A 24,478-nucleotide genomic window follows, 5' to 3' on the forward strand; every position below is an offset into this window, starting at 1 on the left:
CTTATTTCAGCTTGTTGCCGCAATTGCCGCAGAACACGTCATCGGACGAAATTCCTGCGTGGCATACAGGGCAAGCAGGTGCAGACGGTGCAACCACAGCAGGAGCCTGCGTATCAATGACGGCTCCGGCAGTAGCCGCCACAGGATTCGCACCTGCTTTCTGTTTCTGCTGGGCCGCCAGATCGCGGGCGCGTTCGCGCGCTTCTTCTGCTTTCTTGCGTACCGAATCCAGTTTGCTGTTGAGCTGCTCTTCCGCCTTGGAGAAATCCAGATCGCGCGTGCTGTTGAGATAGATCAGACAGATACCTTTGCTCCAGATAAGGCTTGGAATCAACGCACCAACGGCGAACAGCAATCCGCCGCCGACCATACCGGCCATCATGTGACCATTGCCACCCATGCCGCCAAAACCGAAGCCCGACGCCAGACCCAATAAACCACCGCCGCCAAAACCGATGATGCCGAGCGACATGCTGGAGGTGATCGCCGATCCGGACACGATCACCATCGTAATGATGAAGGCGACGAAACCGGTAATGAGCATCAGGATGAACTCAGACAACAGCACCATGATCAATTGCTTGCGCACCACCATGTTGAGCTGCGCGATCACCTGGAAAACGCTGCTGCCGCTCCAGACCGCTGGCGCCGCTAACGGCAGCATGACGAAATACAGGGCGAACACAAGAATCCCGAGCACCACCGCCGAGACCGGGAATACGAAGGTGTACAACAACGGACCCAGCACAGGAATCTTGCAGATCGCCAGTGCAATCGCGACGACTACAATCACTGCCAGCACGATCAGGATCTGGAGAAAAACCACCGCCAGCAAACGATGGCTAGTGTAGAGCGACAGCAAAACCGCATCGATGATGCTGTGGCTGTCCGGATGCCCTTGCGCGTCGTTCATCAACAGGATGCCCACGCCGTTGCTGCCGTAGAAAAGTACGATGATGCTCAGAAGTGTGGCTAGGAAAAACAGAAAATAGATGCCGGTGACGCTGGCAAGATAGGCGAACAGACCACCCGTCAGGACCGCTGTCACAAACGTCAGTCCGAGCAGTGTGAGCGCGCGAAAGTTCTTGAACGCAGACGCTGCCTGCAGCAGCGATTCGATTGTTGACATCAGCGGTGCCGATGCCTTTGCGGCAGTTGTTGTATCGGTCATGCGATTTCCCCTTGTTGATTTGATTTGCAGCGTGCGTGAAGCCCTGATGACAAGGCTTCCCGACGGCTTCCCTCAGATGGCGTCCGGATGGCGGTGATGAGCGACCGGATCGTAGTGAAGAGGCGCTTAATTACGCTCGTAGGAAGGGCAACCGTCTTTGCCCCACTTGCCGTTGCACACTTCCCACATGCATTTTTCGCGCATGAAGAAAGACTGCCGCTGGCATTCGGCAACCCGCTCGGCGGTGCCGGGAGCGTTTGGCGTAAACACCTTGGTCGGGCCGGGTGTGGAGTTAGTCGCCTGCGCAGTGTTGGCACGGGATTGCGCTTGTGCCTCGGCCAAGCGCGCGCGACGCTCTTCACGCTCAGCCTGCAAGGCTTCCTGCTTTTTCTTGCGCGCTTCTTCTGCGGCCAACTTCTTGGCCTGCAACTGGGCCTTTTGTGCAGCCAGTTCTTCGGCTGAAGCTTGCTTGGGCGCCGGCTTGGATTCTGCTGCCGGTTCAGCGGCAGCAGGCGCAGATGCTGCCACCGGTGCGGTTGCGACCGGTGTTGGCGCTAGTGCTGGCGCAGCCTCTGTAGTTGCCGCGGGCACCGTTGCTGCCGGAGCAGCGGCAACTACAGGCGCAGTTTCTTGTGCCGGCACTGCGGCAGGTGCAACCACCTGTGCGGTCACTGCCGGAGTCGTGGCAACTCCCTTCTGGGAATACCAGAAACCGCCTGCGCCGAGGGCAATCACGAGGACCGCAATGCCGGCAAACAAGGGCGTACGCGAGGAAGACTTGCTCGTGGCGGCAGCCGGGATCGATGCTGCCGCTGGATTGACGTTAATGGCGGCTTCGACCTCAGGCGGAACAACCACTGCAGCAACTAAAGGCTCAGTTACAGGTTCCGGCTTGACTGGTTCAACCGCCTTTGTAATCGGCTCCTGAATTACCTCAGGAGCGGGCGCAATGACGTTGGCAACCGGCTCAAAGACAGGTTCGGCAACAACTTCTTCCCGAGCGATCTCCGGCGGTGGCGGTGGCATCAAAGGCTGAGACGGCGCAGGATTTGCAGCAACCGCAGCGATGGATGCTGACGCATCGACAGGCGTGATGACGGGTTCCGCCGGTGCAGCGATCACCGCTGTGCTGACTGTCGCCTGAAGATTCGTACCGCACTTGGCACAAAATTTTGTGCCCGGCTTGTTGCCATGTTGGCAGCCGGGGCAAGCAATGGTATCGGTTGGCGGCGTTATCGGAGAAGCTGAAATTGATGGAGATGCGGAAGCAGTAAAAGACGTACCGCACGCGAGACAGAACTTGGCCGAATCCCTGTTATCGGCACCACAGTGCAGACACTGCATATTGCTTTTCCCCTGTTTTTATTAATGGCGGCAATGATGTGATGTACAGCAATAATTATTCTTGCCCGCGTCATTCTGACGCATCGTTTCTCAAAAGAAAACAGAAAAAACCCTTCTCGACATAAGAATACCCGGCAGGTTGGAGTGCACTAAGTTGATCCCCATCGCCCGGCTGCCCGATGTAACACGGCCGTAATGAAAACCGGCAGTCGGTACATCACTGTATCAACGCCGATCGCGTTGATTTGTCAGTCTCGTCAGTAATTACGGAGTGGGCAAATCACCTTGCAACCGGGATGACGTCTTGCGGAAATTCCTGCGCCGGTGCCGCCTGGCCGTCGCGATCCACCCAGCGGTAGTGCAGGGGTACGCACTGACCTCTGCGCAGCGGATTACGCGTGCAATGGCGGGCATAGGCAGGATCGACATAGCGGTATGGCAGATGCTCATCCCGGCCGGCTGGAATGCCCAGTCGTGTAGTCTCGATCAGGGTCTGCGGTTTCTCTCCAACATCGTCGACGAACAATTCTTCCGGATCAAAGCAACGCGCGTCCCAATCGGGGACACGCAGGGCTAAAGACTTGCACAACAAGGTTTGCCCCGCACACAGCCGGTGCAGAGGCCGCGCAGCGCCTTGCGCATCGGGATTTTCAGCCTGCATCACGGCCAGTGCTTCGGAGCCGGCGATGGCATCGATCCAGGGATAGGCTGATTTGATGAGTACGGCATTGCCCGGGCCGGCTGCGCTGAAGTTGAGCGAATCGCCTCCACGCGAGTAATACATGTAGATGGTGCCGCCGTCCATGAAGAGCGCGCGCCGTTTGTGGGTGTAGCCCAGCGAGGCGTGGCTGCCGCGCTCGTCGAGGCAATAGGCTTCGGTCTCAATGATGCGGGCGGAGAGCCATTGGTCTTTCCAGCGCCGGCGTATTACTTTGCCGATGAGCGCGCGCGCCAGCGCAGGACTGTCCTGATCGAAAAAACGGTTGTCCAGCATGGTAAAGCGGGACGTGGCAGGTGAAGCTTTACGCATCTTGTCGTTCATCGAAGTCAAGGTCCATCATCAAATAGCAAATGGGGCGAGTCCTTTCGGAACTCGCCCCGCTTTCAGTATGAAATGCCCATCAATGAGTCGACATCAGTCGACGATAGCTTCCAGCGCAAACAGGTCAGCCGGATTTTCACGCTTGCGGATCAGGTGCACCTTGTCGCCATCGACCAGCACTTCCGCTGCACGGCCACGGGTGTTGTAGTTGGAGGCCATGGTCATGCCGTACGCGCCTGCCGACATCAGCGCCAGCAAATCGCCGGGCGCCAGCGCCAGTTCGCGATTACGCGCCAGCCAGTCGCCGGATTCGCAGACAGGACCGACGATGTCGTAGGTCTGCGCCGCATCCTTGCGCTGTTGCACGGCTTGCACGCCATGCCAGGCTTCGTACAGGGCTGGGCGCATGAGGTCGTTCATGGCGGCGTCGACCACGGCGAAGTTCTTGGTTTCGCCGTGCTTCAGGTATTGCACTTCGGTGATCAGCAGACCGGCGTTGCCGACGATGGAACGGCCGGGTTCGAACATGACTTTGATGGCACGGCCGTCGTATTTTTGCTTGCGCCAGGCATCGACGCGGGCGAAGAGACGGCCCAGGTAGTCGCCGACCGGAACCGGTTGCTCGTCGTCATAGGTGATGCCGATGCCGCCGCCAATGTCGAGGTGGTGGATGGCGATACCTTCGGCTTCCAGCTGATCGATCAATTCGATGACTTTGTCGAGCGCTTCCAGCAACGGCGCGTCGTCGAGCAATTGCGAACCGATGTGGCAATCGATGCCGACGACTTCGATGTTCGGCAGGGCCGCCGCATCGCGGTAGCAGGCCAAGGCATCTTCGTAGGCGACGCCGAACTTGTTTTCTTTCAGGCCGGTGGAAATGTAGGGATGGGTCTTGGCGTCGACGTTGGGATTAACGCGCAGCGAGATGCGCGCACGCTTGCCGACTTCGCCTGCGACTTCATTGAGGCGATGCACTTCAGGAATCGATTCGACGTTGAAGCACAGGATGTCGTGCTCCAGCGCCAGACGCATTTCGTCGCGGCCCTTGCCGACACCAGAGAAGATCACCTTGCGCGGATCGCCGCCGGCGGCAATCACGCGCAGCAGTTCGCCGCCCGATACGATGTCGAAGCCGGAACCGAGTTTGCCCAGCAGGTTCAGCACGGCCAGATTGGAGTTGGACTTGACCGAATAGCACACCAGCGCGCCGCCGTCACCGGCATCCACGCTGCGGCCGGCTTTCTTGCAGGCATCAGCGTAGGCGGAGTAGTTGGCGGTCAATGCTGCCTTGGAATACACGTAGAGCGGCGAGCCGAATTGCTTGGCCAGTGCATTCAGGGGCAGATTTTCAGCGTGCAGAACGCCGTCGCGATAGGAAAAATGGGACATAAAGTAGAGACAGCGAGAATTATTTTGATTGGGGAACAGCGGTATTCGATGATGCCGCACCGGCTTTGCCGGTTGACACATCAGTTGCAGCATCGGTTGCAGAATCAGTTGCAGGATCAGTTGCAGCATCAGCGCCGACATCGGCTGCCGCCGGAGCAGGCGCAGTCCTGACAGGATGCGGCGCCGGTGGTTTCGGCAGGTACAAAGGCCCCTTCTGACCGCAGCCGGTCAAGAGCACGATCAACGCAACAGCGCTCAGTGAGAGGGACGCCGGACGGGCCGGGGAAAAATAAAATGGAGACTTCACGATAGAATCACGGGTTTACATCAATGTCTCGGAGTGTAGCATGACAGAATCAGAATTCCTGGCCCTCGCGGATTCCGCGCTGAACGCGATCGAAGCCGCACTGGAGCAGGCCACCGACGACACTGACCTCGACGTCGAGTGCAGCCGCAGCGGCAACGTGCTGGAAATCGAATGCATCGATAACGGTTCCAAAATCATCGTCAACAGCCAGGCACCGATGCAAGAGTTGTGGCTGGCCTCCAAATCGGGCGGCTATCACTTCAAATACGACGGCAAGCAATGGCTGAGCGCACGCGACGGCTCCGAGCTGTATACCACGCTGTCGGCCTCGGTCACCGAACAGGCCGGTGTGGCTGTGACGCTGACTGCGCCGTAATCTGACTGCGCTGACTGTGTATTAACTGTCGTCAGCCCACGACTTGGCAGCCGCAATCGCGCGCTGCCAGCCGCGCACCAGCTTGCCGACCTGCTCTGCGGGCAGGGCCGGCTTGAAGCTGGCGTCCTGACGCCATTGCCGGCGCAGGGCTTCCTGATCCGGCCAGAATCCGACTGCCAGCCCCGCCAGATAGGCAGCGCCCAGCGCGGTGGTTTCCGTCACTTCCGGACGAATCACTTCGACGCCGAGAATGTCGGCCTGAAACTGCATCAGCAGGTCATTGGCGGTCGCCCCACCATCGACGCGTAATTGCGTAATATCCAATCCGGCATCGGCCTGCATCGCCTTCAGCACATCCATGGTCTGATAAGCGATGCTGTCGAGGGCGGCGCGCGCCAGATGCGCCGAGGTGGTGCCGCGCGTGGCGCCGAACATGGCGCCGCGCGCATGTGGATTCCAGTGCGGCGCGCCGAGTCCGGCAAACGCCGGCACCAGATAAACGCCATCGCTGTCGGGCACGCTACGCGCCAGCGCTTCCACATCGCGGGAATGCCGGATGATGCCGAGACCGTCGCGCAGCCACTGCACCACCGCGCCGCCGATGAAGATGCTGCCTTCCAGCGCATAGTGCACTTTGCCGTCGACCTGCCAGGCAATCGTGGTGAGCAGATTGTTCTTCGACACGATGGGCTTGTCGCCGGTGTTCATCACCATGAAGCAGCCGGTACCGTAAGTGTTCTTGACCATGCCGGGCGCCGTGCACATCTGCCCGAACAAGGCCGCATGCTGGTCGCCGGCGATACCGGCAATCGGAATCTTCGATGCAAATACGGTGGTCTTAGTGTGACCGTAGAGTTCGCTCGATTGCCGCACCTCAGGCAGCATGCTGCGGGGGATATCCAGCAAGGCCAGCAACTCGTCATCCCATTCCAGCGTATGGATATTGAACAGCATGGTGCGCGAGGCATTACTGACGTCGGTGACGTGCAGTTCTCCACGCGTGAAATTCCAGATCAGCCAGCTGTCGACGGTGCCGAACGCCAGCTTCCCCGCTTTCGCCAGATCACGCGCGCCGGGCACGTTGTCGAGTATCCAGCGGATCTTGGTGCCGGAAAAATAGGAGTCGACCAGCAAGCCGGTTTTGGCGCGGATCGATTCCTGATGGCCGGCGGATTTCAGCGCGTCGCAAAACGCAGCGGTGCGCCGGTCCTGCCACACGATGGCGTTGTACAGCGGACGTCCGCTGTCGCGATCCCAGACGATGGTGGTCTCACGCTGGTTGGTGATGCCGATGGCAGCAATGGATGCGCCATTCACGCCCGCCTTGGTCACCGCTTCGGCAGCGACGCCTGCTTGCGTGGACCAGATCTCTTGCGGGTCGTGCTCGACCCAGCCCGGATGCGGATAGATCTGCTGAAATTCCTTTTGCGCCGTGCTGACGATATGGCCGGCACGATCAAACAGAATCGCACGTGAACTGGTGGTGCCCTGGTCGAGCGCCAGGATGTACTGCTCCGACATGTCTTCCTCCGGCGGCGATGCCGCGCATAACAATGTTATTTTGACAACACCGGCATTGTGCGGGACAGTCTGCTGCGAAAAATTCCACCGTTTCCCGCTGCGACGCTCCACCTCGATGCATGGGGTGCCTTATGTGCCTTATACTCTCGCATCTTGTCACACTCACAGCAATTCTGGAAAGCACGTTCAATGCGCAGCACGACCACGCAACCCGACCCTCGCACGCCCAACCATGCACGGCAACGCGGTTTGACGAAATTCCAGCTGCTCGCAGCAATCGCCGTCATTGCGGTGATCGCGATCGTCGCCGCACCGCGTCTGATGACCGTCGTCAATCACGCGCACAATCCGGAAACCGTCACCGCCGAACAAGATCTCGGCGAGATTGAAAAAGCGCTGCAACTCTACAAGCAAGGCACCGGCAGCTATCCGACCAATGATCAGGGCCTGCTGGCGCTGATCGTCAAGCCAACCCGCAGCCCGATCCCGAAGGAATGGAAAACCGGCGGCTATATCGATCGGCTGCCGCGCGATCCCTGGGGGCATCCTTATCAATACCGACTCAGCAGCGAAGGCGACGCCTTTGACGTGTTCTCGTTCGGCGTCCATGGCCCGGATGAAGGCGACGACAATCCGGGTGTGATCCGCAGCAAACATTGATTGCGTAGCTACTGTTCTACACGCTACCCGCACGTAAAAAAGCCACGGAAATCCGTGGCTTTTTCATTGCAACTGATCGGTAAAAGCCGAAGCATTAATCCTGCTCCGGTTCGTCCAGTTTCTTTTTCACGTCCAACCGGGCCGACTGCCGCAGCGCCGATGCCGTCTTGCGATGCGGACCGGCGGCGCGCTGCTTGGCGGCGACCGCAACCGGATTGCGCGGCTTGGCAAGTTTTTGCGAAGGCTCGACGCGAAAGCTCATCTTCTGCCTCGTTGCCAGTGCCTTGTTTGCCATGGCTGCGCGCTCCTTCTCTGCGGTTCTGTCCTGTTACGCTTACAGCACGTAACGCGATAGGTCTTCGTTGACCGCCAGTTCACCCAGACGATCCTTGACGTAGGCCGCATCGATTGCGATGGTCTGCTCACCGGTTTCACCGGCGGAGAACGAGATCTCTTCCAGCAACTTTTCCATCACGGTGTAGAGACGACGGGCGCCGATGTTCTCGGTCTTTTCGTTGACCGAAAACGCAATCTCCGCCAGTTGCTGGATGCCGCTGTCGTCAAACTCCACCTTGACGCCTTCGGTTTCGAGCAAGGCCTGGTATTGCTTGGTCAGGCAGGCGTCGGTGCCGGTCAGGATGGTTTTGAAATCATCAATCGACAAGGAATCCAGTTCGACGCGGATCGGGAAACGGCCTTGCAATTCCGGAATCAGATCGGACGGTTTGGCCAGATGGAAAGCCCCCGAAGCGATGAACAGAATGTGATCGGTCTTGATCATGCCGTACTTGGTGTTGACGGTCGTCCCTTCCACCAGTGGCAGCAGATCGCGCTGCACACCGGCGCGCGAGACGTCGGCACTGCCTTGAGAGCGTGTGGCGATCTTGTCGATTTCGTCGAGGAAGACGATGCCGTTTTGCTCAACGTTGGTGATCGCCTTCTGCTTCAACTCTTCTTCGTTGACCAGCTTGCCGGCTTCTTCGTCGATCAGGAACTTCATGGCTTCCTTGATCTTGATCTTGCGAGTTTTCTTGCGGTTGTTGCCCATGCCGGAAAACATCGACTTGATCTGCTCGGTCATTTCTTCCATGCCCGGCGGCGCCATGATTTCCATGGAAGGCGCGGCGTCTGACAACTCGATCTCGATTTCACGGTCATCGAGTGCGCCTTCGCGCAAACGCTTGCGGAAAGTCTGGCGTGTGGTGCTACCCTTTTCTTCCACGCCGTCACCCGAGACCGCAGCAGTCTTGTTGCCTTCCGGCGTGAAGCCGAAATCGCGCGCGGGTGGCAGCAGGATATCGAGCACGCGGTCTTCGGCAGCATCTTCAGCGCGAGCACGCACCTTGCGTACTTCGCCTTCACGCGTTTGCTTGATGCCGATGTCGATCAGGTCGCGAATGATGGTATCGACGTCGCGGCCGACATAGCCGACTTCGGTGAACTTGGTGGCTTCGATCTTGATGAAAGGTGCGTCGGCCAGCTTGGCCAGGCGACGGGCGATTTCGGTTTTACCGACACCGGTGGGACCGATCATCAGGATGTTCTTTGGGGTGATTTCGTGGCGCAGCGGTTCGGCGACCTGCTGACGACGCCAGCGGTTGCGCAGCGCAATGGCGACGGCGCGCTTGGCGCGGCCCTGGCCGACGACGTGTTTATCCAGTTCGGAGACGATCTCTTTGGGAGTCATGTTCATGGCGATGTTCTTTGCTCTGTATGGTTCAAAGGACCTGAAACCTGTTCACGATCTGTAGCGAGAGGTCGTCAGCCGGTGGCGGACGGAGCGGAGCTCAGTTGAAACCCTTGGAGTGTACTTTAGTACATGAGGATTCCGAGCACCGCCCGACGCCGGATCACGGCCTCGCAGTAAGATCGTGGGCAGGTTAGTCGAGGGTTTCGATAATGTGATTCAGATTGGTATAGATGCAGAGCTCGCCTGCGATCACCAGTGATTTCTTGACGATGTCGGCGGGCGACAGCTCGGTATTCTCTTGCAGCGCCTTGGCGGCCGATTGGGCAAAGGTACCGCCCGATCCGATCGCGCCGATGCCGTCGGTCGGCTCCAGCACGTCGCCGTTGCCGGTGATCACCAGCGTGCTGTCGCGGTCGGCGGTCAGCAGCATGGCTTCGAGGCGGCGCAGCATGCGGTCGGTGCGCCATTCCTTGGCCAACTCAACCGAGGCGCGCATGAGGTTGCCCTGATGCTTTTCCAGCTTGGATTCAAACAAGTCAAGAAGCGTAAATGCATCGGCCGTACCGCCGGCGAAACCGACCAGAACCTTGCCGTTATAGAGCTTGCGCACTTTGCGCGCCGTGCCCTTCATGACCACGTTGCCGAGCGTCACCTGCCCGTCGCCGCCGAGCGCCACGGTATTGCCGCGTCGAACGGAAAGGATGGTCGTGCCGTGAAATTGTTCCATGCTAATGCCTCAATGAATGGTGTTTCTACAGAATGTCGCTTTGCTTGTTCTGGTGAAATGGGGTCAGCCGCGCAGATTGCAAGGAGATTGCAAAGTACGTGGGCGCGTCGCGTCCGAAGGCCATATTTTACGCCGCCGGGCAGGACAAAACAGAATGGAGGAAGAGCAAGACGTGGACAGATGACAATCTGTCTACTTTAAGGAAGAGAAACGGCACAAGAACAGGAAATACAAAAAATCCGTCGTCCCAGCGTACGCTGGGGCCCAGTGTCGTATCGGCCGTCCTGACAACACTGGGTTCTGACTTTCGTCAGGACGACGGCAATTTTTTTATCTGCTTAAACCGACAAGGTCATCAGGCTCGCATTACCACCTGCAGCCGTCGTATTGACGCACAGCGCACGTTCAGCCACCAGACGCCACAAGGCAATCGGCGCATCTTCAGCCGTCGGCACCAGCGGTACCAAGGCGCCATCGCGTGCAGCAAGCACATTGCGCCATTGTGTGATGACCGGCGCATCGACCAGCGCCAGATGAATATCCGCCGCCGCAATGTCGCCGCTGACGTCAATCGCCTGATGCACTACTTGCGGCAAACCGGCAGGAATCAGTTTGCTTTGCATCGCAGGTACCACCGCCGTATTGCCGGTCGCCAGCACCGCCGCCAGTTGATTGAGCAAGGCCGAGACGTCGTCGGCGGCGCACAGGATCTTGCCGCGTGGTGCGAACGACAGCGTGTTGCGTTCGCCGGTCGGGCCGGGCAAGGTCAGCGTCTTGTAGAGCAGGCTTTCCTGCACATAGGTCGCGCCGACTTGCGCCAGTTTGGCGTGACCGTGGGTGGCGGCCCAATCCAGCAATGCCTTCAACGGTGCCGATGCAGCGCCCTTGTTGTCGCTGAACAATTTGACTTCGGCGTGGCGCTGCAGGCGCTTCAGGTAAAGCGGGCCGCCGGCCTTGGGACCGGTACCCGACTTGCCTTCGCCGCCGAAAGGTTGCACGCCGACTACCGCGCCGACGATGTTGCGATTGACGTAGATGTTGCCGACATGCGCACGCTGCGCAACGAAATCGATGGTTTCATCGATGCGCGAATGCACGCCCAGTGTCAGGCCGTAGCCGCTGGCATTGATGGTGTCGATCAGTTGCGGCAACTGGTCGCGGCGATAGCGCAGCACGTGCAGCACCGGGCCGAAGACTTCGCGCTTGAGCTGCGCGATAGAGTCGATTTCGATCACGGTCGGTGCGACGAAGGTGCCTTGCGCGTGACGCTCATCCAGCGGCAGCTGATAGACCTTGCAGTTCTGCTTCATCTGTTCGATGTGCGCCAGCAATTGCGTGCGCGCTTCGATGTCGATGACCGGGCCGATGTCGGTTTCCAGACAATCCGGACGACCGACGCGCAACTCTTGCATCGCGCCCTTCAGCATGGTCATGGTTTTGTCGGCAATGTCTTCCTGCAAGCACAGCACGCGCAGCGCCGAGCAGCGTTGGCCGGCGCTGTCGAAGGCCGAGCTCAGGACATCCTGCACCACCTGTTCAGGCAAGGCGCTGGAGTCAACGATCAAGGCGTTCTGGCCGCCGGTTTCAGCGATGAACGGAATGTCGCCGTGCTCGTCCTTGATGCGTTGCGCCAGCGTGCGATTGATCAGTTGCGCGACTTCGGTCGAACCGGTGAAGATCACGCCTTTGACGCGCACGTCGCCCGTCAGCGTAGCGCCGACGGTCTCGCCGCGGCCGGGCAAGAATTGCAACGCTGCGCGCGGCACGCCAGCTTCATGCAGCAATTGCACGGCGCGATGCGCGATCAGTGGTGTTTGTTCTGCCGGCTTGGCCAGCACGACGTTGCCGGCGGCCAGCGAGGCGCTGACTTCGCCGATGAAAATCGCCAGCGGGAAATTCCATGGGCTGATGCAGACCACCGGGCCCCAGGCCAGCGCGTTGCCATCGTGGCGTGTTTGCAATGCGTAGTAACGCAGGAAGTCGACTGCTTCGCGCACTTCCGCAATGGCGTTCGGCAGCGACTTGCCGGCTTCGCGCACGGCCAGCGCCATGAGTTCCGGCTGATGTGTCTCGAACAAGTCGGCGGCGCGCTCCAGCATTTGCGCGCGGTCGGATGAGGATACCGATTGCCATTCGGAGGCGAAGGCAGTTGCGGCTTCCAGCGCGCTTTCTACATCGGCGCGCGAGGCTTCAACAATCTGGCCGACGACATCACGGCGATCCGCCGGATTGCAGATTTGCTGCAACTCGCCGGTGGAGTTGGCACCATCATGCAACAACGGTGCGACTTGCCATTGATGGGTAGAGGCTTGCACAAAAATGCGGTCGAGCTCGCGCAGGCTGTCTTCGTTGCTGAGATCGATGCCGGTGGAATTCTTGCGCTCTTCACCGTACAGATTGCGGGGCAAGGCGATCTGCGGATGCGGCTCGCCGCCGGACTTTTGCACGGCAGCGATCGGGTCGGTGATCAGCGTGTCGATGGCAACGTTTTCGTCGACGATCTGATTCACGAAGGACGAGTTGGCGCCGTTCTCCAGCAGACGGCGCACCAGGTAAGCCAGCAGCGTCTGATGCGAACCCACCGGGGCGTAAATGCGGCAAGCCTTGCCGAGCTGATCGGCGCCGACCACCTGGTCGTACAGCGTCTCGCCCATGCCGTGCAAACATTGGAACTCGTAATCGTCGATCTTGTGTTGTTGCGCCCAGGTGTAAATCGCGGACAGCGTGTGCGCGTTGTGCGTGGCGAATTGCGGATAGATGGCGTCGGTCGAGGCCAGCAGTTTTTGCGCACAGGTCAGGTAGGACAAATCCGTGTGCACCTTGCGTGTGTAGACCGGATAGCCGGACAAGCCGTCCACTTGCGCGCGCTTGATTTCGCTATCCCAGTACGCGCCTTTGACCAGGCGCACCATCAGCTTGCGACCGCTGCGGCGCGCCAGATCAGCGAGGTAGTCGATCACGAAGGGGCAACGCTTTTGATAGGCCTGTACCACGAAACCGATGCCTTCAAAACCGTCGAGGTCACGATCGAATGCCAGTGCCTCCATCAGATCGAGCGACAGTTCCAGGCGGTCGGCTTCTTCGGCGTCAATGTTGAGGCCGATGTTGTAGGACTTGGCCAGCACCAGCAATTGCTTCAGGCGCGGCAGCAGTTCGTTCATCACGCGCGCATGTTGCGCACGCGAATAGCGTGGATGCAGCGCCGACAGTTTGACCGAAATGCCGGGACCGTTCTTGATGCCGCGGCCGTTGGAGGCGCGACCGATGGCGTGGATCGCGTCTTCATAGGATTTGTAATAGAAGGCGGCGTCGTGCTCGGTCAGCGCTGCTTCGCCGAGCATGTCGTAGGAATAGCGATAGCCACGTTTTTCGTTGTCGCGGCTGTTGTCGAGCGCTTCGGCGATAGTCTGGCCGGTGACGAACTGATTGCCCAGCATGCGCATGGCGAGATCGACGCCCTTGCGGATCAGCGGTTCACCGCCCTTGTTGATCAGACGCGTGAGCGCCGAAGCCAGACCGCTTTCGCTATTGGTGCCGACCAGCTTGCCGGTGATCAGCAAGCCCCAGGTTGCCGCATTGACGAACAGCGATGGCGACTCGCCCAGATGCTTGCGCCAGTCGCCCTTGCTGATCTTGTCGGCGATCAGGCGGTCGGCGGTCTGGTGATCGGGAATGCGCAGCAGCGCTTCAGCCAGGCACATGAGCGCCACGCCCTCTTCCGACGACAGCGAGAATTCATGCATCAGCGCATCCACGCCGGACGAGCGCGTGCGTTTGGTGCGTACTGCCTGCACCAGTTTGCGCGCGAGCTTTTGGGTCGCCTCGGTCCAGGTCGCATTGCTTTGCACTTGCGACAGCAGCCATTGCACGGCACCACGCTCATCGCGGCGGTACACGGCAGTGATCGCTGCGCGCAATGGCGTTTGCTCAGCCAGCACTTCGTGATGAAAAGCGGCGAAAGCAGGAAGAAAAGTAAAAGCGTCGGACGGGTGGGAGGCGTTGTTCATATTGGTTTGTCTCGGAAAAGTCGGCAAAACACGGTTTTTTGCTTGCTGCGATTTTATTCGGGATACGCCAATATTAATTCTGCATTTACTGCATTAATTACAAATTAAATTAAGTTAAAACTATTTTTGCAAAATTATATTCTTATCAAGTTTTAGCTTGGCCAGATAAACAAACACCCGTCCGGATGTCGCGGGACGGGTGTTGAATGGAGCTGAAAAGTCTCTCTGGCGGATTGCGCCAGACAGCTTAGTTACCCAGCAACAATTGCATGATGATGCCGGTGCCGATCGCGACCAGCACATAGTCGCCGCCGGTCTGCACCCATTGATAGCCGCGTGGAGGAGCACTCAGGCGATGCTCGCGCCAGTTGTTGACGACGTATTGGCGATTGCGGTATTCCGGCGGCAAGCGGTCACCGCGATGGAAAGCGTGGTTAGGACCTGCGCCGCGTTCGTCATGGCGATCCGGCGGGCCACGGCGGTCATTACGATGGTCGTCGTGACGATCCGGAGGACCGCGACGATCATCATGACCTTGCGGTGGACGGCCATCGTCACGACCGTATTGTTGAGCATAAACAGCAGGCAAAGCACCGACGCCGAGCGTAAGGGCAAGAACCGAGGAGACAATGGATTTTTTATTCATGGTGGGCTCCGTACGATATCAATAAAGCAGAAACCCGCTGCACAGCACTGTTGCCGAAAACATATGCACTGCGAATGCAGCGGGACTGCTGTATGGAGCCCTTAACACCCGGCATGGTTCCTTAAAGGATGTATCCGAATGCTACCAAGGAAGCCTGCTCTAGCGTTGTCAGCCTGATGTCAGTCTTGCATCAGCCTTCACCCAGATAAGCCGCCTTCACACGCGGATCGTTGAGCATCTCCTTGGCGTTGCCGGTCATGGTGATCAGGCCCGACTCCATCACATAACCGCGGTGTGCCGCTTCCAAGGCCAGCTTGGCGTTCTGCTCCACCAGCAGGATCGTGATGCCCTGCGCCGACACCGTGCGGATCACTTCGAAGATCTTCTCCACCATGATCGGCGACAAGCCCATCGACGGTTCATCCAGCAACAGCAATTTCGGATGGCTCATCAGTGCACGCGCCATGGCCAGCATCTGCTGTTCACCACCGGAGAGCGTGCCGGCCATCTGGCTGGCGCGTTCCTTCAGGCGGGGAAACACAGTGAACCAGTGCTCGATGTCTTGCGCAATCTGTTGTTTGTCGTCGCTGGTGTAGGCACCCATCAACAGATTTTCGTGAATGCTCATGCGCGTAAAAACACCGCGCCCTTCCGGTACCATCGCCAGCTTTTGCTGCACCAGGTTGAAGGAGCTTTGGCCCTTCAGCGCCTGACCGAGATAGGTGATGTGGCCGCTGACTTTGCAGTTCGGCAGCGTACCGGTGATGGCTTTCAAGGTGGTGGTCTTGCCGGCACCATTGGCGCCGATCAGCGTGACCAGTTCGCCTTCGTTGACTTCCAGGCTCGCGCCCTTGACGGCCTTGATGCCGCCGTAGGCGACGCTGAGGTCTTCAACTTTTAAGATATTTGTTGTCATGATGATCTTTCAACTTTTTATACAGCGCTTCGTTGACTCTGTGGCGTACCTTGAGCGCCGTAGCGAGCGGGGGCAGGCCGGCAGGAGAAGCGCAGCCGTACGGAGGTACGGCGAGCATCGCAGTGCTGGTCTGCGCCCGCGCAGTAGGCGAACAAGGTGCGCATTAATGGGCAGCGCCCAGATACGCCTCAATCACGGCGGGGTTCTTCTGCACATCGGCCGGTACGCCTTCGGCAATCGGCTTGCCGTAGTCCAGCACCGTCAGCCGGTTGCACAGGCCCATCATCAGTTTGACGTCGTGTTCGATCAGTAGAATCGTCTTGCCTTCCGCCTGAATCTTGACCAGCAGTTCACGCAGGCCGAGCTTCTCGGTGGCGTTCATGCCGGCGGCAGGTTCGTCCAGCGCCAAGAGTTGTGGCTCGGTCGCCAGTGCGCGGGCAATTTCCAATCTTCTCTGATCGCCGTAGGACAAATGACGCGCGGTACGCGACGAGAACTGGCCGATGCCGACGAAGTCGAGCAGCTTCTGCGATTTCTCTTTGATTTGTGCTTCTTCGTCTCTTGCTGCCTTGTGACGGAACACGGCGCCGAAGACGTTTTGCTTGGTGCGCACGTGGCAGCCGACCATGACGTTCTCCAGCACGGTCATGTCGCCGAAGAGGCGGATGTTCTGGAAGGTGCGGGCAATACCTGCCTTGGCCACTTCATGCGGGGCGCTGGGGCTGTAGGGCTTGCCGGCCAGCTCGAAGCTGCCGGTATCGGGTTGGTACAGACCGGTAATGACGTTGAAGAAGGTGGTCTTGCCGGCGCCGTTGGGGCCGATCAGGCCATAGATCTGGCCTTGTTCGATCGTCAGGCTGACACCCGACAGGGCTTGCAGGCCGCCGAAGCGTTTGCTGACGTCGGCGATTTTTAACAGGGTGGTGGTGCTCATTGATTCGTCCTCTGTGTTCGTCGATGTGGTTACGCTTTGACGACGCCGACCGGCTCGTCGCTGTGCGGGTGGTCGGCTTCGGGGCGGTCTTCATGCTTGGGCGAAGGCCACAGGCCGGCCGGACGGTTCAACATGATGACGACCATGGCCAGGCCGTAGAGCAGTTGGCGCAGCACTTCGGCGTCGATCCAGACTTTGCCGAACAGGCTCATCTGCACCGGTTCGACCACGTGACGCAGCACTTCCGGCAAGGCGGCGAGGATGATGCCGCCCAGCACGACGCCGGGGATGTGGCCGATGCCGCCCAGCACCACCATGGCCAGCACGGCGATGGATTCGGTCAGGGAGAAGGATTCCGGCGAGACAAAGCCCTGGAAGGAGGCGAACATGGCGCCGGCCACACCACCGAAGGAGGCGCCCATGGCGAACGCGAGGAGTTTGACGTTGCGCGTGTTGATGCCCATGGCCTTGGCGGCGATCTCGTCTTCGCGAATCGCCACCCAGGCACGGCCCAGACGCGAGTCCTGCAGACGGATCGAGAAGAAGATCACGCCGATGCACAGCAGCAGGAACAGGAAGTAGTAGGCGTTGACCGACGGCATGGAGAAGCCGAGAAACTTGACGATGGAGCCGGAACCGGGTTCGCCGGCCAGCGAGACGCCGAAGACGCGGATCGGGTCGATCAGGTTGATCCCTTGCGGCCCGTTGGTGATGTTGACCGGGGCGTTGAGGTTGTTCATGAAGATGCGGATGATTTCACCGAAGCCCAGGGTCACGATGGCGAGGTAGTCGCCGCGCAGTTTCAAGGTCGGTGCGCCCAGCAGTGCGCCGAATAAGGCGGCAATCAAAGCCGACAGCGGCACGATGATCCACAGCGACAGGTGGATACCGCTCTGGACGATCTGCGGACCGCAGACCATGACGAGGAAGTTGCCCACGGCCGGATAGGTGTTGACGAAGGATTGCAGCACGTCGGCGAACTGGGGCGAGGCCAGCAAGCCGGCGGTATAAGCACCGATGGCGTAGAAGGCGATGTAGCCCAGGTCCAGCAGGCCGGCAAAGCCTACCACCACGTTCAGGCCCAGGGCCAGCATGATGTAGAGCAAAGCCATGTCCATGATGCGTACCCAGGAGTTACCAAACATGCTGGCAACGAAGGGGAAGACGATCATGACGATCAGGAGCGCAGCCAGGCTGATGTTTGCCTGGCGCGGGTTGCGTTTCTTGTCGAAGGTGAGGAAGGCCATGTCGGTCTCTCTTTCTTTATCTGTTCTGAGGCTGTCTGAAACTGTTCGTGACAGTCTTATGCACGATCGGCGACGCGTTCACCCATGATTCCGGATGGGCGTAAGGTCAAGACGATGATCAGCACGATGAAGGCGAAGATGTCCTGGTAGTTACTGCCCAGGAAGTCGCCCGTCAGATCGCCGATGTAACCGGCGCCCAGACTTTCGATCAGGCCCAGCAGAATGCCGCCCAGCATGGCGCCATAGATATTGCCGATACCGCCCAAGACCGCTGCCGAGAAGGCTTTCAACCCCGGCACGAAGCCCATGGCGAATTGCGCTGTGGAGTAGTTGGCTGCCCACATGACGCCGGCAATCGCTGCCAGTGCGGCGCCGATGATGAAGGTGACGACGATCACGCGATTCGAGTCCACGCCCATCAACCCGGCAATGCGCGGGTTCTCGGCGGTGGCGCGCATGGCACGGCCCATCTTGGTCTTCTCAACGATCAGCACCAGGCCGATCATGGCGGCGAGCGCCAACAGCAACAGCATGATCTGCGTTGGCGAGATCAGCGCGCCGGCGATATGCACCGGATCCGACGGCATGATTTGCGGGAAAGGAACCGGGCTGCGGCCCCAGATCATCATGGCCAGCGTTTGCAGCAGGATTGAGACACCAATGGCGGTGATCAGCGGGGCAAGACGCGGTGCATTGCGCAGCGGACGATAGGCCACGCGTTCGATGATCATGCTGACGATCACGCACACGGGAATCGCGCCGATGATCGCAATGATCAACTTGACGATGCCCGGCAAATCGGGGGCAACGTGCTGCACCAGTTTCAGAATGCTCAACCCGGCCATCGCCCCGATCATCAGCACGTCGCCGTGCGCAAAATTGATCAGGTTCAAGACCCCGTACACCATCGTATAACCCAAGGCGATCAGGGCGTACATGCTCCCCAAGACCAGGCCGTTGATGATTTGCTGGATGAATATGTCCATATGTCTCCTATGCTCCCTTTTTTCCGCCCCGGTTGTGATGAGGCGGTTCTTTGTAAATCTGAAAAAGAAAATTTCCCTGCGTCAGCTCAGTTCTGGCCTGCAGCTTCAGGCCTGCAACATGTCGCGTACAACGCGCGCCGCCGCCAGATCCCACGAAGCCTGTCCCACGGTTTTGAAAACCGGCAGGCCACGATCGGCAGGAAGCGGTTCACCGCGACCGGCAAGGATGTCGCCGATGTTACGGACTTTGCTCCAGTCGACGCCGGCCTGAATCAGATCACCTGCCTCATGCTTGGCGCCCTCGACATCGTCGACGACGATGGTGCGCTCAGCCAGCAGTTGCGCCGGGAACTCCACCATGTCGGGCTTGAAGGCGCCGACGCCGATGGCCAGCGTATGTGGGGCAAGTGTGGCCGGGATCACGGCGCTGCGGGAAGTGGTCAGCGCGATCAGCACGTCGGTGGCGGGCACGTCTTGATGCAGCGCGTCCGCAGACAAGGGACTGGCGACGATGTTGCGATCGATGTGGCGCGTGCTGAGCTCGCTGCAAAATGCCTGAGTGCGTGCGATGTCGCGCGCCACGATCCAGAATTGCGTGACGCCGAAATACTCCACCAGCGCGTCAGCGTGCGCAGCAGCCTGCACGCCGGTGCCGATCAACAACGCCGACTTCGGCGTGGCGGGCGCCAGCGTCTGGATACCGAGCAAGGTCATCGCCGCAGTGCGGCGTGCGGTCACGGTCGGGCCGTGCAGCAAGGCGATGCGACGGCCGGTATGGGTTTCGAATACGACCACTTCGCCTTGGATCACCGGCAAGCCGTGTTTGGCATTGTCGGCATGGACGGTGATCAATTTGGTGACACTGAGATCGGCGCTGACAGCCGGCATGCTGAGCAGCACGCTGGCGGCATCGATCGGTACGACCTGGCGGTCGGGCGCAGTGATCTGGCCGCCGGAATACTCCTGCGCGGCCTGTGCCAGCGCAGGAACCAGGCGGCTATATGGCAGCGCGTCGGCGGTTTGTCGGGCGTCGAGAATATGCATAGCTTTACCTCAGGAAGAAGCCGGTCGGAAACGGGTCGGACTCTTCCAGCACCCATTGGTTGGTGCTCATGATGTGCGCCGAACCAGTCACTTCGGTGAAAACGGCATCAAGCTCACCGACCTTGGTGGTGCCGGTGACTTTGACGCCGAAGTTGCTGCCGACGATGCTGCCGTTGACGTAGTTCTGATTCAACGCCAGTTTGCCGCGCTGGAACAATTGCGCCGCGCGGCCGGAGGTGCCGGTGCCGGTCGGCGAACGGTCAACTTCGCGGTCAGCGAAGATGCAGACGTTGGATTGATCGGCACCGGGGAAATTGGGTGCGCTGTCGATGATGGTGCCGTACAGCGTATTCAAACCCGGCTCCAGCGGATGCTGAATCTTGACCTTGGCCTTGACGGCGGCCTTGGTCTCGGCACCGAGCTGAATCAGTTGGCGCACCAGTTCCGGCTTGACGGTCAAGTTGGCCTGGTCGGCATTGACGTAATAGTAGAAGGCGCCGCCAAAGACGATGTCGCCGGTGATCTTGCCGAAGCTCGGGGTGTCGACTTCGACATCGCGCTGATAGATGAAAGACGGCACGTTCTTGAAGGTGACCTTGCCGGCGCGCTGGCCGTCCCACTCCACGCTGGCGTCAATGAAGCCGGCCGGCGCGTCGAAGCAGATGCGGGTCACCGGTGAAGTGCGCTCAACATAGCCCATCTCGACCAGCACTTTGCCCAGCGCGATGATGCCGTGGCCGCACATGTCGCTGTAGCCCTCGTTGTGGATAAAAATAACGCCGAAATCGGCATTCGGCGTCAGTGGTGGAAACAGGTAAGCCCCGTACATGTCGGCGTGGCCGCGCGGCTCGTTCATGAGGAACTGGCGCAAGTCGTCACGGTTTTCTTTGAGCCAGCTGCGTTTTTCAAGAATGGTGGCGCCGGGCACTTGCGGCAGGCCGGACACCAGGATACGCAGGGGTTCGCCGCCGGTATGGGCGTCGATGGTCTGGACGGTACGGGTATAACTGAGCATGAAACTTCCTTCTGCAAAATACTAGAAACTATTCGCAATGGGCAGTGTATTGCATTTCCGATTGCGTGCGCCGTATTGGTGATACGGATGCATCAATGCCGCCCGATCGGAAAGATGAGGCTGCGGCAATCCCGGCCCTGCTGCGCTGCAGAGGACCGGGGATGAACTACCTGGATTACCTGGGGATCATTTCAGGGAAGCAATCGCAAGACTGCGATTATTCCCTGGCAGAAATGAAACGTGGAGGATGACCGATTAGTAGCTGGTCAGAGCAACCGGCACGCCATCCTTGAAGCGGAAAATCGTCACTGGCGATTGCTTCAGGTCATGCTTGTCGTCGAACTCGTACTGACCTGCCACGCCTTTGTATTTGATTTTAGCCAGCGTAGGGCCGTAGACCTTTGGTTCAACAGAATTTGCCGCCTTCATTGCCTGAGCGATGACCATCATGCCGTCATAGAACGAGACTGCGTAGACTTCTGCAGGACGACCGAACTTCTTTTGGTAGTCATCAGCGAAAGCCTTGCCTTCCTTGGCCTTCTCCAGCATGGTGCCGCCTTGAGTACAGTAGACGCTTTCACCAATCGCGTCACCGCCCAGACGGCCCATTTCAGGCGAGCAGATACCGTCGCCGCCCATCAGCAAAGCGTCGATGCCCAATTGCTTCATCTGGCGCTTGATCGGGCCGCCTTGTGGCGCGTAGCCGCCGATGAACACGGCTTGTGGCTTCTTGCCCTTGATGGAGGTCAGGATAGCGGTGAAGTCGGTTGCCTTGTCGTTGGTGAAGTCCTTGCTCACAACCTTGATGCCGTTGGCTTGTGCAATCTTGATGAATTCTTCCGCCAGACCTTGGCCATAGGCAGTACGGTCATCGATCACGGACACTGTCTTGATCTTCAGTTCCTTGGCTGCGTACAGCGCCATCTTGCCGCCCAATTGACTGTCGCTTGCGGCAACGCGGAACAGTGTGGCAAAACCTTGCTGGGTGATCTTCGGATTGGAAGCAACCGTCGCGGTGACGATACCGGCGTCGTTGTAGACGCGCGATGCAGGAATAGTCACGCCCGAGTTGTAAGGACCGACGATGGCCTTGACGCCCTGGTCAGCCAGCTTTTGCGCTACGCCCACGCCCGACTTCGGATCGGCCTGGTCATCTTCCGCGACGATTTCGAATTTGATCTTTTTGCCGCCGATGACGAGACCTTGCGTGTTCAGACGCTCGACCGCCATTTGCAAACCGCCTTGGTTATCCTTGCCGGCCGAAGCTTGTGGCCCGGTCAGCGGGCTGCTGAAACCGATCTTCACTGTTTGCACTTCCTGAGCAGATGCGAATGCCGGGATGATGGCAAGTGAAGCGGCGATGATATGCATGCGGTTATACATGTTGTTTCCTCTCTTGGTTGAAGGTCAGGCTTGGGGTAAATCGCTGAATTCAGGCCGGGACGGCAAAAAGGCAAGACGGTCGCAAGGCGCAACTGCAGATAATGGCATGGCGGGCAAGTCTCTCTTCTGTGCTTTGGTCGGCTTGTCGCGTCCGGGTCTGGTGTGCAGATTCCGGCGCAACGTTTTTATGGTGCTCGATTCTATTTACTCTTGAATGATATTAGTCCCGATAATTGCACTTATAATCAGAATTTAATTCACCTAATTTGCCTTTGGCAAAATTAAATTCAGATTCTATGGCTACGTTAGATAAAATCAGCAAAAAGATTCTGTCGGAGTTGCAAAACGACGGCCGGATCAGCAATGTCGACCTGGCCGCGCGCGTCAATCTGTCCCCTGCCGCCTGCCTTGAGCGGGTCCGCAAACTGCAGGATGCTGGTTATATCCTGGGCTATGCGGCCCAACTCAATCCTGAATTGCTCGACGTGTCGCTGCTGGTATTTATTGAGGTCGTGCTGGATCGCACCACGGCAGACGTGTTTGAAGCCTTCAAAAAAAGCGTCCAGAGCATTCCCGAAATCATGGAATGCCACATGGTGGCGGGTGGCTTTGATTATCTGGTCAAATCGCGGGTCAAGGACATGAACGCCTACCGCGAATTTCTCGGCAAGTCGCTGCTGCAGCTCAAAGGCGTACGCGAGACACACACCTACGCCGTCATGGAAGAAGTGAAGAGCACGATCCGTCTGCCCATCAAATAGTCGCCCGCTTTCGCCCACCGTCTTCCACACCAAGCGTACGATCCGAAAATCAGAAGCTCGACAACGGCGCCAGCTTGCCGTCTTTGAAGCGCAAAATGGTCACGGTCGATTCTTTCATGTCGTGCTTGGCGTCAAACTCGTAGCTTGCGGTAATGCCCTTGTAGCGCAGACGTGCCAACACGGGCAAAAAGTTGCGCGTGTCGATGGAGTTGGATGATTTCATCGCCTGAGCAAGCAACATCACGCCATCGTAAAAGGTCGGTGCATACACGTCCGGCATGCTGCCGTACTTGCTTTGATACGCTGACGCAAACACCGCACCGTCCGACACGCGCGTGAGCCATACACCGCCCTGCACACAATAGGTACGATCGCCAAGACTGGTGCCCGCCTGCGTCAACATCACGGAAGAACAAAGTGCATCGCCACCGAGCAACAAGGTCGGCATACCCAGTTGCTGCATCTGTTTTAACATGCCGCTGGCCTGTGACACATAGCCGCCGAAAAAGATAGCCTCGGCGCGTGCAGCGCGGATGTTGTTGAGTACACCGCTAAAATCAGTCTCCTTGTCGCTGATCGCGGCCTTGTATACGATCTGAACTCCATTTTGTCTGACGGTTTTCTGAAACTCCTCGATCAGCCCCTGTGCATACGCCGAGCCGTCGTCAACAATAGCGACGGCTTTGAGTTTGAGGTTGCGTGCGGCGTACAAGGCCATCTTGCTGCCCATCTCGCTGTCACTGGCAGCAATGCGAAAAACATGGTTCAGCGCAGATTGCGTCACTTTGGGATTGGAGGCGACTGTCAGGGAGACGACGCCTGCATCGTTGTAGATTTTAGACGTCGCCAGCGCCACACCGGAATTAAAAGGTCCAAGCACCGCCTTGACGCCAGCATCCACCAGTTCCTTTGCTACGACGGCGCCGGTTTGCGGATTGGCCTTGTCATCCTTGATCAGCAGCTCAAACCGCAACACCTTGCCATCGACCTTGACGCCTTGCTGATTGAGACGCTCGATGGCCATTTGCACGCCGTTCAGTGAGTCCTTGCCAGCGGGCGCCTGCGGACCGGACAGCGGGCTGCTGAAACCAAGTCTGACCACCAGTTCTGCTGCCTGTGCCGGCCCGCATACCAGTGAAAACGGCAACAGTGACAGCATCGGCAGCGACCTCAGCAGCACAGAGACCATCCGTTTGTTCAACATGCACTTCCCCCGGTGAACCAGCATTTTTTCGTTGTATTGCTGGACAGAATATAGCAATCCGCCGTCAATTGCAGACGAAAAAAAACCGGTGAAAAGCATTACTTTGCA

General features: G+C 58.7%; 22 protein-coding genes and 1 pseudogene. 3 read left to right on the forward strand and 20 right to left on the reverse strand.

The annotated features are described in order from the left end of the window. Window position 1: 1 nt before the first annotated feature. From PQR63_RS00120 to lptM, 6 genes and pseudogenes are all read right to left on the reverse strand, one after another. Window positions 2-1,171, reverse strand: coding sequence for a hypothetical protein (locus tag PQR63_RS00120; protein WP_408164616.1), 1,170 nt, complete (start codon window positions 1,169-1,171; stop codon window positions 2-4). Between the two features lie 126 nt (window positions 1,172-1,297). Further along, the gene (locus PQR63_RS00125; protein ID WP_408165380.1) at window positions 1,298-2,293 is read right to left on the reverse strand and encodes a hypothetical protein; all 996 of its coding nucleotides are present in this window, start codon (window positions 2,291-2,293) and stop codon (window positions 1,298-1,300) included. Between the two features lie 42 nt (window positions 2,294-2,335). Then, window positions 2,336-2,515: pseudogene (locus PQR63_RS00130) on the reverse strand (double zinc ribbon domain-containing protein); the annotation flags it as partial. Window positions 2,516-2,795: 280 nt separating this feature from the next. Then, a complete protein-coding gene (locus PQR63_RS00135) occupies window positions 2,796-3,545 on the reverse strand; it encodes a DNA-3-methyladenine glycosylase (RefSeq protein ID WP_408164618.1) in 750 nt (249 codons plus the stop codon). 105 nt (window positions 3,546-3,650) lie between these two features. After that, complete coding sequence (gene lysA / locus PQR63_RS00140) at window positions 3,651-4,946, reverse strand: diaminopimelate decarboxylase (RefSeq protein ID WP_408164620.1); 1,296 nt, start codon at window positions 4,944-4,946, stop codon at window positions 3,651-3,653. 19 nt (window positions 4,947-4,965) lie between these two features. Beyond that, window positions 4,966-5,253 carry an LPS translocon maturation chaperone LptM gene (gene lptM / locus PQR63_RS00145; protein WP_408164622.1) on the reverse strand — a complete coding sequence of 96 codons (288 nt, stop codon included), beginning with the start codon at window positions 5,251-5,253 and terminating at the stop codon, window positions 4,966-4,968. A gap of 40 nt (window positions 5,254-5,293) precedes the next feature. Between lptM and cyaY the strand changes: the two genes are divergently transcribed. Further along, window positions 5,294-5,629 (forward strand): iron donor protein CyaY, encoded by a 336-nt coding sequence (gene cyaY / locus PQR63_RS00150; RefSeq protein ID WP_408164624.1) that lies wholly within the window; start codon window positions 5,294-5,296, stop codon window positions 5,627-5,629. 21 nt (window positions 5,630-5,650) lie between these two features. Here cyaY and glpK read toward each other — a convergent pair whose 3' ends face one another. Beyond that, window positions 5,651-7,150, reverse strand: a complete 1,500-nt coding sequence (glpK, locus tag PQR63_RS00155) for a glycerol kinase GlpK (RefSeq protein ID WP_408164626.1) — start codon at window positions 7,148-7,150, stop codon at window positions 5,651-5,653. A gap of 189 nt (window positions 7,151-7,339) precedes the next feature. Here glpK and gspG point away from each other — a divergent pair, with 189 nt between their 5' ends. Further along, window positions 7,340-7,810, forward strand: coding sequence for a type II secretion system major pseudopilin GspG (gene gspG, locus PQR63_RS00160; RefSeq protein ID WP_408164628.1), 471 nt, complete (start codon window positions 7,340-7,342; stop codon window positions 7,808-7,810). A 94-nt stretch (window positions 7,811-7,904) separates the two neighbouring features. Here gspG and PQR63_RS00165 read toward each other — a convergent pair whose 3' ends face one another. The 12 genes from PQR63_RS00165 to PQR63_RS00220 all read right to left on the reverse strand — a co-directional run bounded on the left by PQR63_RS00165 (window position 7,905) and on the right by PQR63_RS00220 (window position 22,405). After that, complete coding sequence (locus tag PQR63_RS00165; protein WP_094565723.1) at window positions 7,905-8,105, reverse strand: hypothetical protein; 201 nt, start codon at window positions 8,103-8,105, stop codon at window positions 7,905-7,907. A 39-nt stretch (window positions 8,106-8,144) separates the two neighbouring features. After that, window positions 8,145-9,503, reverse strand: coding sequence for an ATP-dependent protease ATPase subunit HslU (gene hslU / locus PQR63_RS00170; RefSeq protein ID WP_408164630.1), 1,359 nt, complete (start codon window positions 9,501-9,503; stop codon window positions 8,145-8,147). A 187-nt stretch (window positions 9,504-9,690) separates the two neighbouring features. After that, a complete protein-coding gene (gene hslV / locus PQR63_RS00175) occupies window positions 9,691-10,227 on the reverse strand; it encodes an ATP-dependent protease subunit HslV (RefSeq protein ID WP_007878415.1) in 537 nt (178 codons plus the stop codon). A gap of 338 nt (window positions 10,228-10,565) precedes the next feature. Next, window positions 10,566-14,234 (reverse strand): trifunctional transcriptional regulator/proline dehydrogenase/L-glutamate gamma-semialdehyde dehydrogenase, encoded by a 3,669-nt coding sequence (putA, locus tag PQR63_RS00180; RefSeq protein ID WP_408164632.1) that lies wholly within the window; start codon window positions 14,232-14,234, stop codon window positions 10,566-10,568. A gap of 247 nt (window positions 14,235-14,481) precedes the next feature. After that, window positions 14,482-14,880 (reverse strand): RcnB family protein, encoded by a 399-nt coding sequence (locus tag PQR63_RS00185; RefSeq protein WP_408164634.1) that lies wholly within the window; start codon window positions 14,878-14,880, stop codon window positions 14,482-14,484. A 190-nt stretch (window positions 14,881-15,070) separates the two neighbouring features. After that, on the reverse strand, window positions 15,071-15,796 hold the full coding sequence (locus PQR63_RS00190) for an ABC transporter ATP-binding protein (RefSeq protein WP_408164635.1): 726 nt from the start codon (window positions 15,794-15,796) through the stop codon (window positions 15,071-15,073). A 163-nt stretch (window positions 15,797-15,959) separates the two neighbouring features. Then, the gene (locus PQR63_RS00195) at window positions 15,960-16,730 is read right to left on the reverse strand and encodes an ABC transporter ATP-binding protein (protein ID WP_408164636.1); all 771 of its coding nucleotides are present in this window, start codon (window positions 16,728-16,730) and stop codon (window positions 15,960-15,962) included. A 29-nt stretch (window positions 16,731-16,759) separates the two neighbouring features. Beyond that, on the reverse strand, window positions 16,760-17,977 hold the full coding sequence (locus PQR63_RS00200; protein ID WP_408164638.1) for an ABC transporter permease subunit: 1,218 nt from the start codon (window positions 17,975-17,977) through the stop codon (window positions 16,760-16,762). A 56-nt stretch (window positions 17,978-18,033) separates the two neighbouring features. Then, window positions 18,034-18,963, reverse strand: a complete 930-nt coding sequence (locus tag PQR63_RS00205) for a branched-chain amino acid ABC transporter permease (protein WP_050478544.1) — start codon at window positions 18,961-18,963, stop codon at window positions 18,034-18,036. 105 nt (window positions 18,964-19,068) lie between these two features. Beyond that, window positions 19,069-20,007: a delta(1)-pyrroline-2-carboxylate reductase family protein gene (locus tag PQR63_RS00210; protein ID WP_408164641.1), complete on the reverse strand. Its 939-nt coding sequence runs from the start codon at window positions 20,005-20,007 to the stop codon at window positions 19,069-19,071. Between the two features lie 4 nt (window positions 20,008-20,011). Then, entirely contained in the window at window positions 20,012-21,022 is a 1,011-nt protein-coding gene (gene lhpH, locus PQR63_RS00215) for a trans-3-hydroxy-L-proline dehydratase (protein WP_408164643.1), read from the reverse strand. Between the two features lie 255 nt (window positions 21,023-21,277). Next, window positions 21,278-22,405 carry a branched-chain amino acid ABC transporter substrate-binding protein gene (locus PQR63_RS00220; protein ID WP_408164644.1) on the reverse strand — a complete coding sequence of 376 codons (1,128 nt, stop codon included), beginning with the start codon at window positions 22,403-22,405 and terminating at the stop codon, window positions 21,278-21,280. A gap of 296 nt (window positions 22,406-22,701) precedes the next feature. Between PQR63_RS00220 and PQR63_RS00225 the strand changes: the two genes are divergently transcribed. After that, window positions 22,702-23,166 carry an Lrp/AsnC ligand binding domain-containing protein gene (locus PQR63_RS00225; protein WP_007875383.1) on the forward strand — a complete coding sequence of 155 codons (465 nt, stop codon included), beginning with the start codon at window positions 22,702-22,704 and terminating at the stop codon, window positions 23,164-23,166. 49 nt (window positions 23,167-23,215) lie between these two features. Here PQR63_RS00225 and PQR63_RS00230 read toward each other — a convergent pair whose 3' ends face one another. Beyond that, window positions 23,216-24,370 (reverse strand): branched-chain amino acid ABC transporter substrate-binding protein, encoded by a 1,155-nt coding sequence (locus PQR63_RS00230; protein ID WP_408164646.1) that lies wholly within the window; start codon window positions 24,368-24,370, stop codon window positions 23,216-23,218. Window positions 24,371-24,478: the final 108 nt, after the last annotated feature.

Origin of the sequence: Herbaspirillum rhizosphaerae (genome assembly GCF_046025915.1) — a bacterium.
Classification (GTDB): Bacteria; Pseudomonadota; Gammaproteobacteria; order Burkholderiales; family Burkholderiaceae_D; genus Herbaspirillum; species Herbaspirillum rhizosphaerae_A.

Bases quoted from the DNA above. Each gene is read 5' to 3' on its own strand.
- PQR63_RS00225 (WP_007875383.1), top strand. From the start codon at position 22,702: ATGGCTACGTTAGATAAAATCAGCAAAAAGATTCTGTCGGAGTTGCAA.
- PQR63_RS00230 (WP_408164646.1), bottom strand. From the start codon at position 24,370: ATGTTGAACAAACGGATGGTCTCTGTGCTGCTGAGGTCGCTGCCGATG.
- hslV (WP_007878415.1), bottom strand. From the start codon at position 10,227: ATGGAACAATTTCACGGCACGACCATCCTTTCCGTTCGACGCGGCAAT.
- PQR63_RS00200 (WP_408164638.1), bottom strand. From the start codon at position 17,977: ATGGCCTTCCTCACCTTCGACAAGAAACGCAACCCGCGCCAGGCAAAC.
- PQR63_RS00210 (WP_408164641.1), bottom strand. From the start codon at position 20,007: ATGCATATTCTCGACGCCCGACAAACCGCCGACGCGCTGCCATATAGC.
- PQR63_RS00165 (WP_094565723.1), bottom strand. From the start codon at position 8,105: ATGGCAAACAAGGCACTGGCAACGAGGCAGAAGATGAGCTTTCGCGTC.
- hslU (WP_408164630.1), bottom strand. From the start codon at position 9,503: ATGAACATGACTCCCAAAGAGATCGTCTCCGAACTGGATAAACACGTC.
- PQR63_RS00195 (WP_408164636.1), bottom strand. From the start codon at position 16,730: ATGAGCACCACCACCCTGTTAAAAATCGCCGACGTCAGCAAACGCTTC.
- gspG (WP_408164628.1), top strand. From the start codon at position 7,340: ATGCGCAGCACGACCACGCAACCCGACCCTCGCACGCCCAACCATGCA.
- lysA (WP_408164620.1), bottom strand. From the start codon at position 4,946: ATGTCCCATTTTTCCTATCGCGACGGCGTTCTGCACGCTGAAAATCTG.
- PQR63_RS00205 (WP_050478544.1), bottom strand. From the start codon at position 18,963: ATGGACATATTCATCCAGCAAATCATCAACGGCCTGGTCTTGGGGAGC.
- PQR63_RS00135 (WP_408164618.1), bottom strand. From the start codon at position 3,545: ATGCGTAAAGCTTCACCTGCCACGTCCCGCTTTACCATGCTGGACAAC.
- PQR63_RS00120 (WP_408164616.1), bottom strand. From the start codon at position 1,171: ATGACCGATACAACAACTGCCGCAAAGGCATCGGCACCGCTGATGTCA.
- lhpH (WP_408164643.1), bottom strand. From the start codon at position 21,022: ATGCTCAGTTATACCCGTACCGTCCAGACCATCGACGCCCATACCGGC.
- putA (WP_408164632.1), bottom strand. From the start codon at position 14,234: ATGAACAACGCCTCCCACCCGTCCGACGCTTTTACTTTTCTTCCTGCT.
- PQR63_RS00190 (WP_408164635.1), bottom strand. From the start codon at position 15,796: ATGACAACAAATATCTTAAAAGTTGAAGACCTCAGCGTCGCCTACGGC.
- PQR63_RS00185 (WP_408164634.1), bottom strand. From the start codon at position 14,880: ATGAATAAAAAATCCATTGTCTCCTCGGTTCTTGCCCTTACGCTCGGC.
- PQR63_RS00220 (WP_408164644.1), bottom strand. From the start codon at position 22,405: ATGTATAACCGCATGCATATCATCGCCGCTTCACTTGCCATCATCCCG.
- glpK (WP_408164626.1), bottom strand. From the start codon at position 7,150: ATGTCGGAGCAGTACATCCTGGCGCTCGACCAGGGCACCACCAGTTCA.
- cyaY (WP_408164624.1), top strand. From the start codon at position 5,294: ATGACAGAATCAGAATTCCTGGCCCTCGCGGATTCCGCGCTGAACGCG.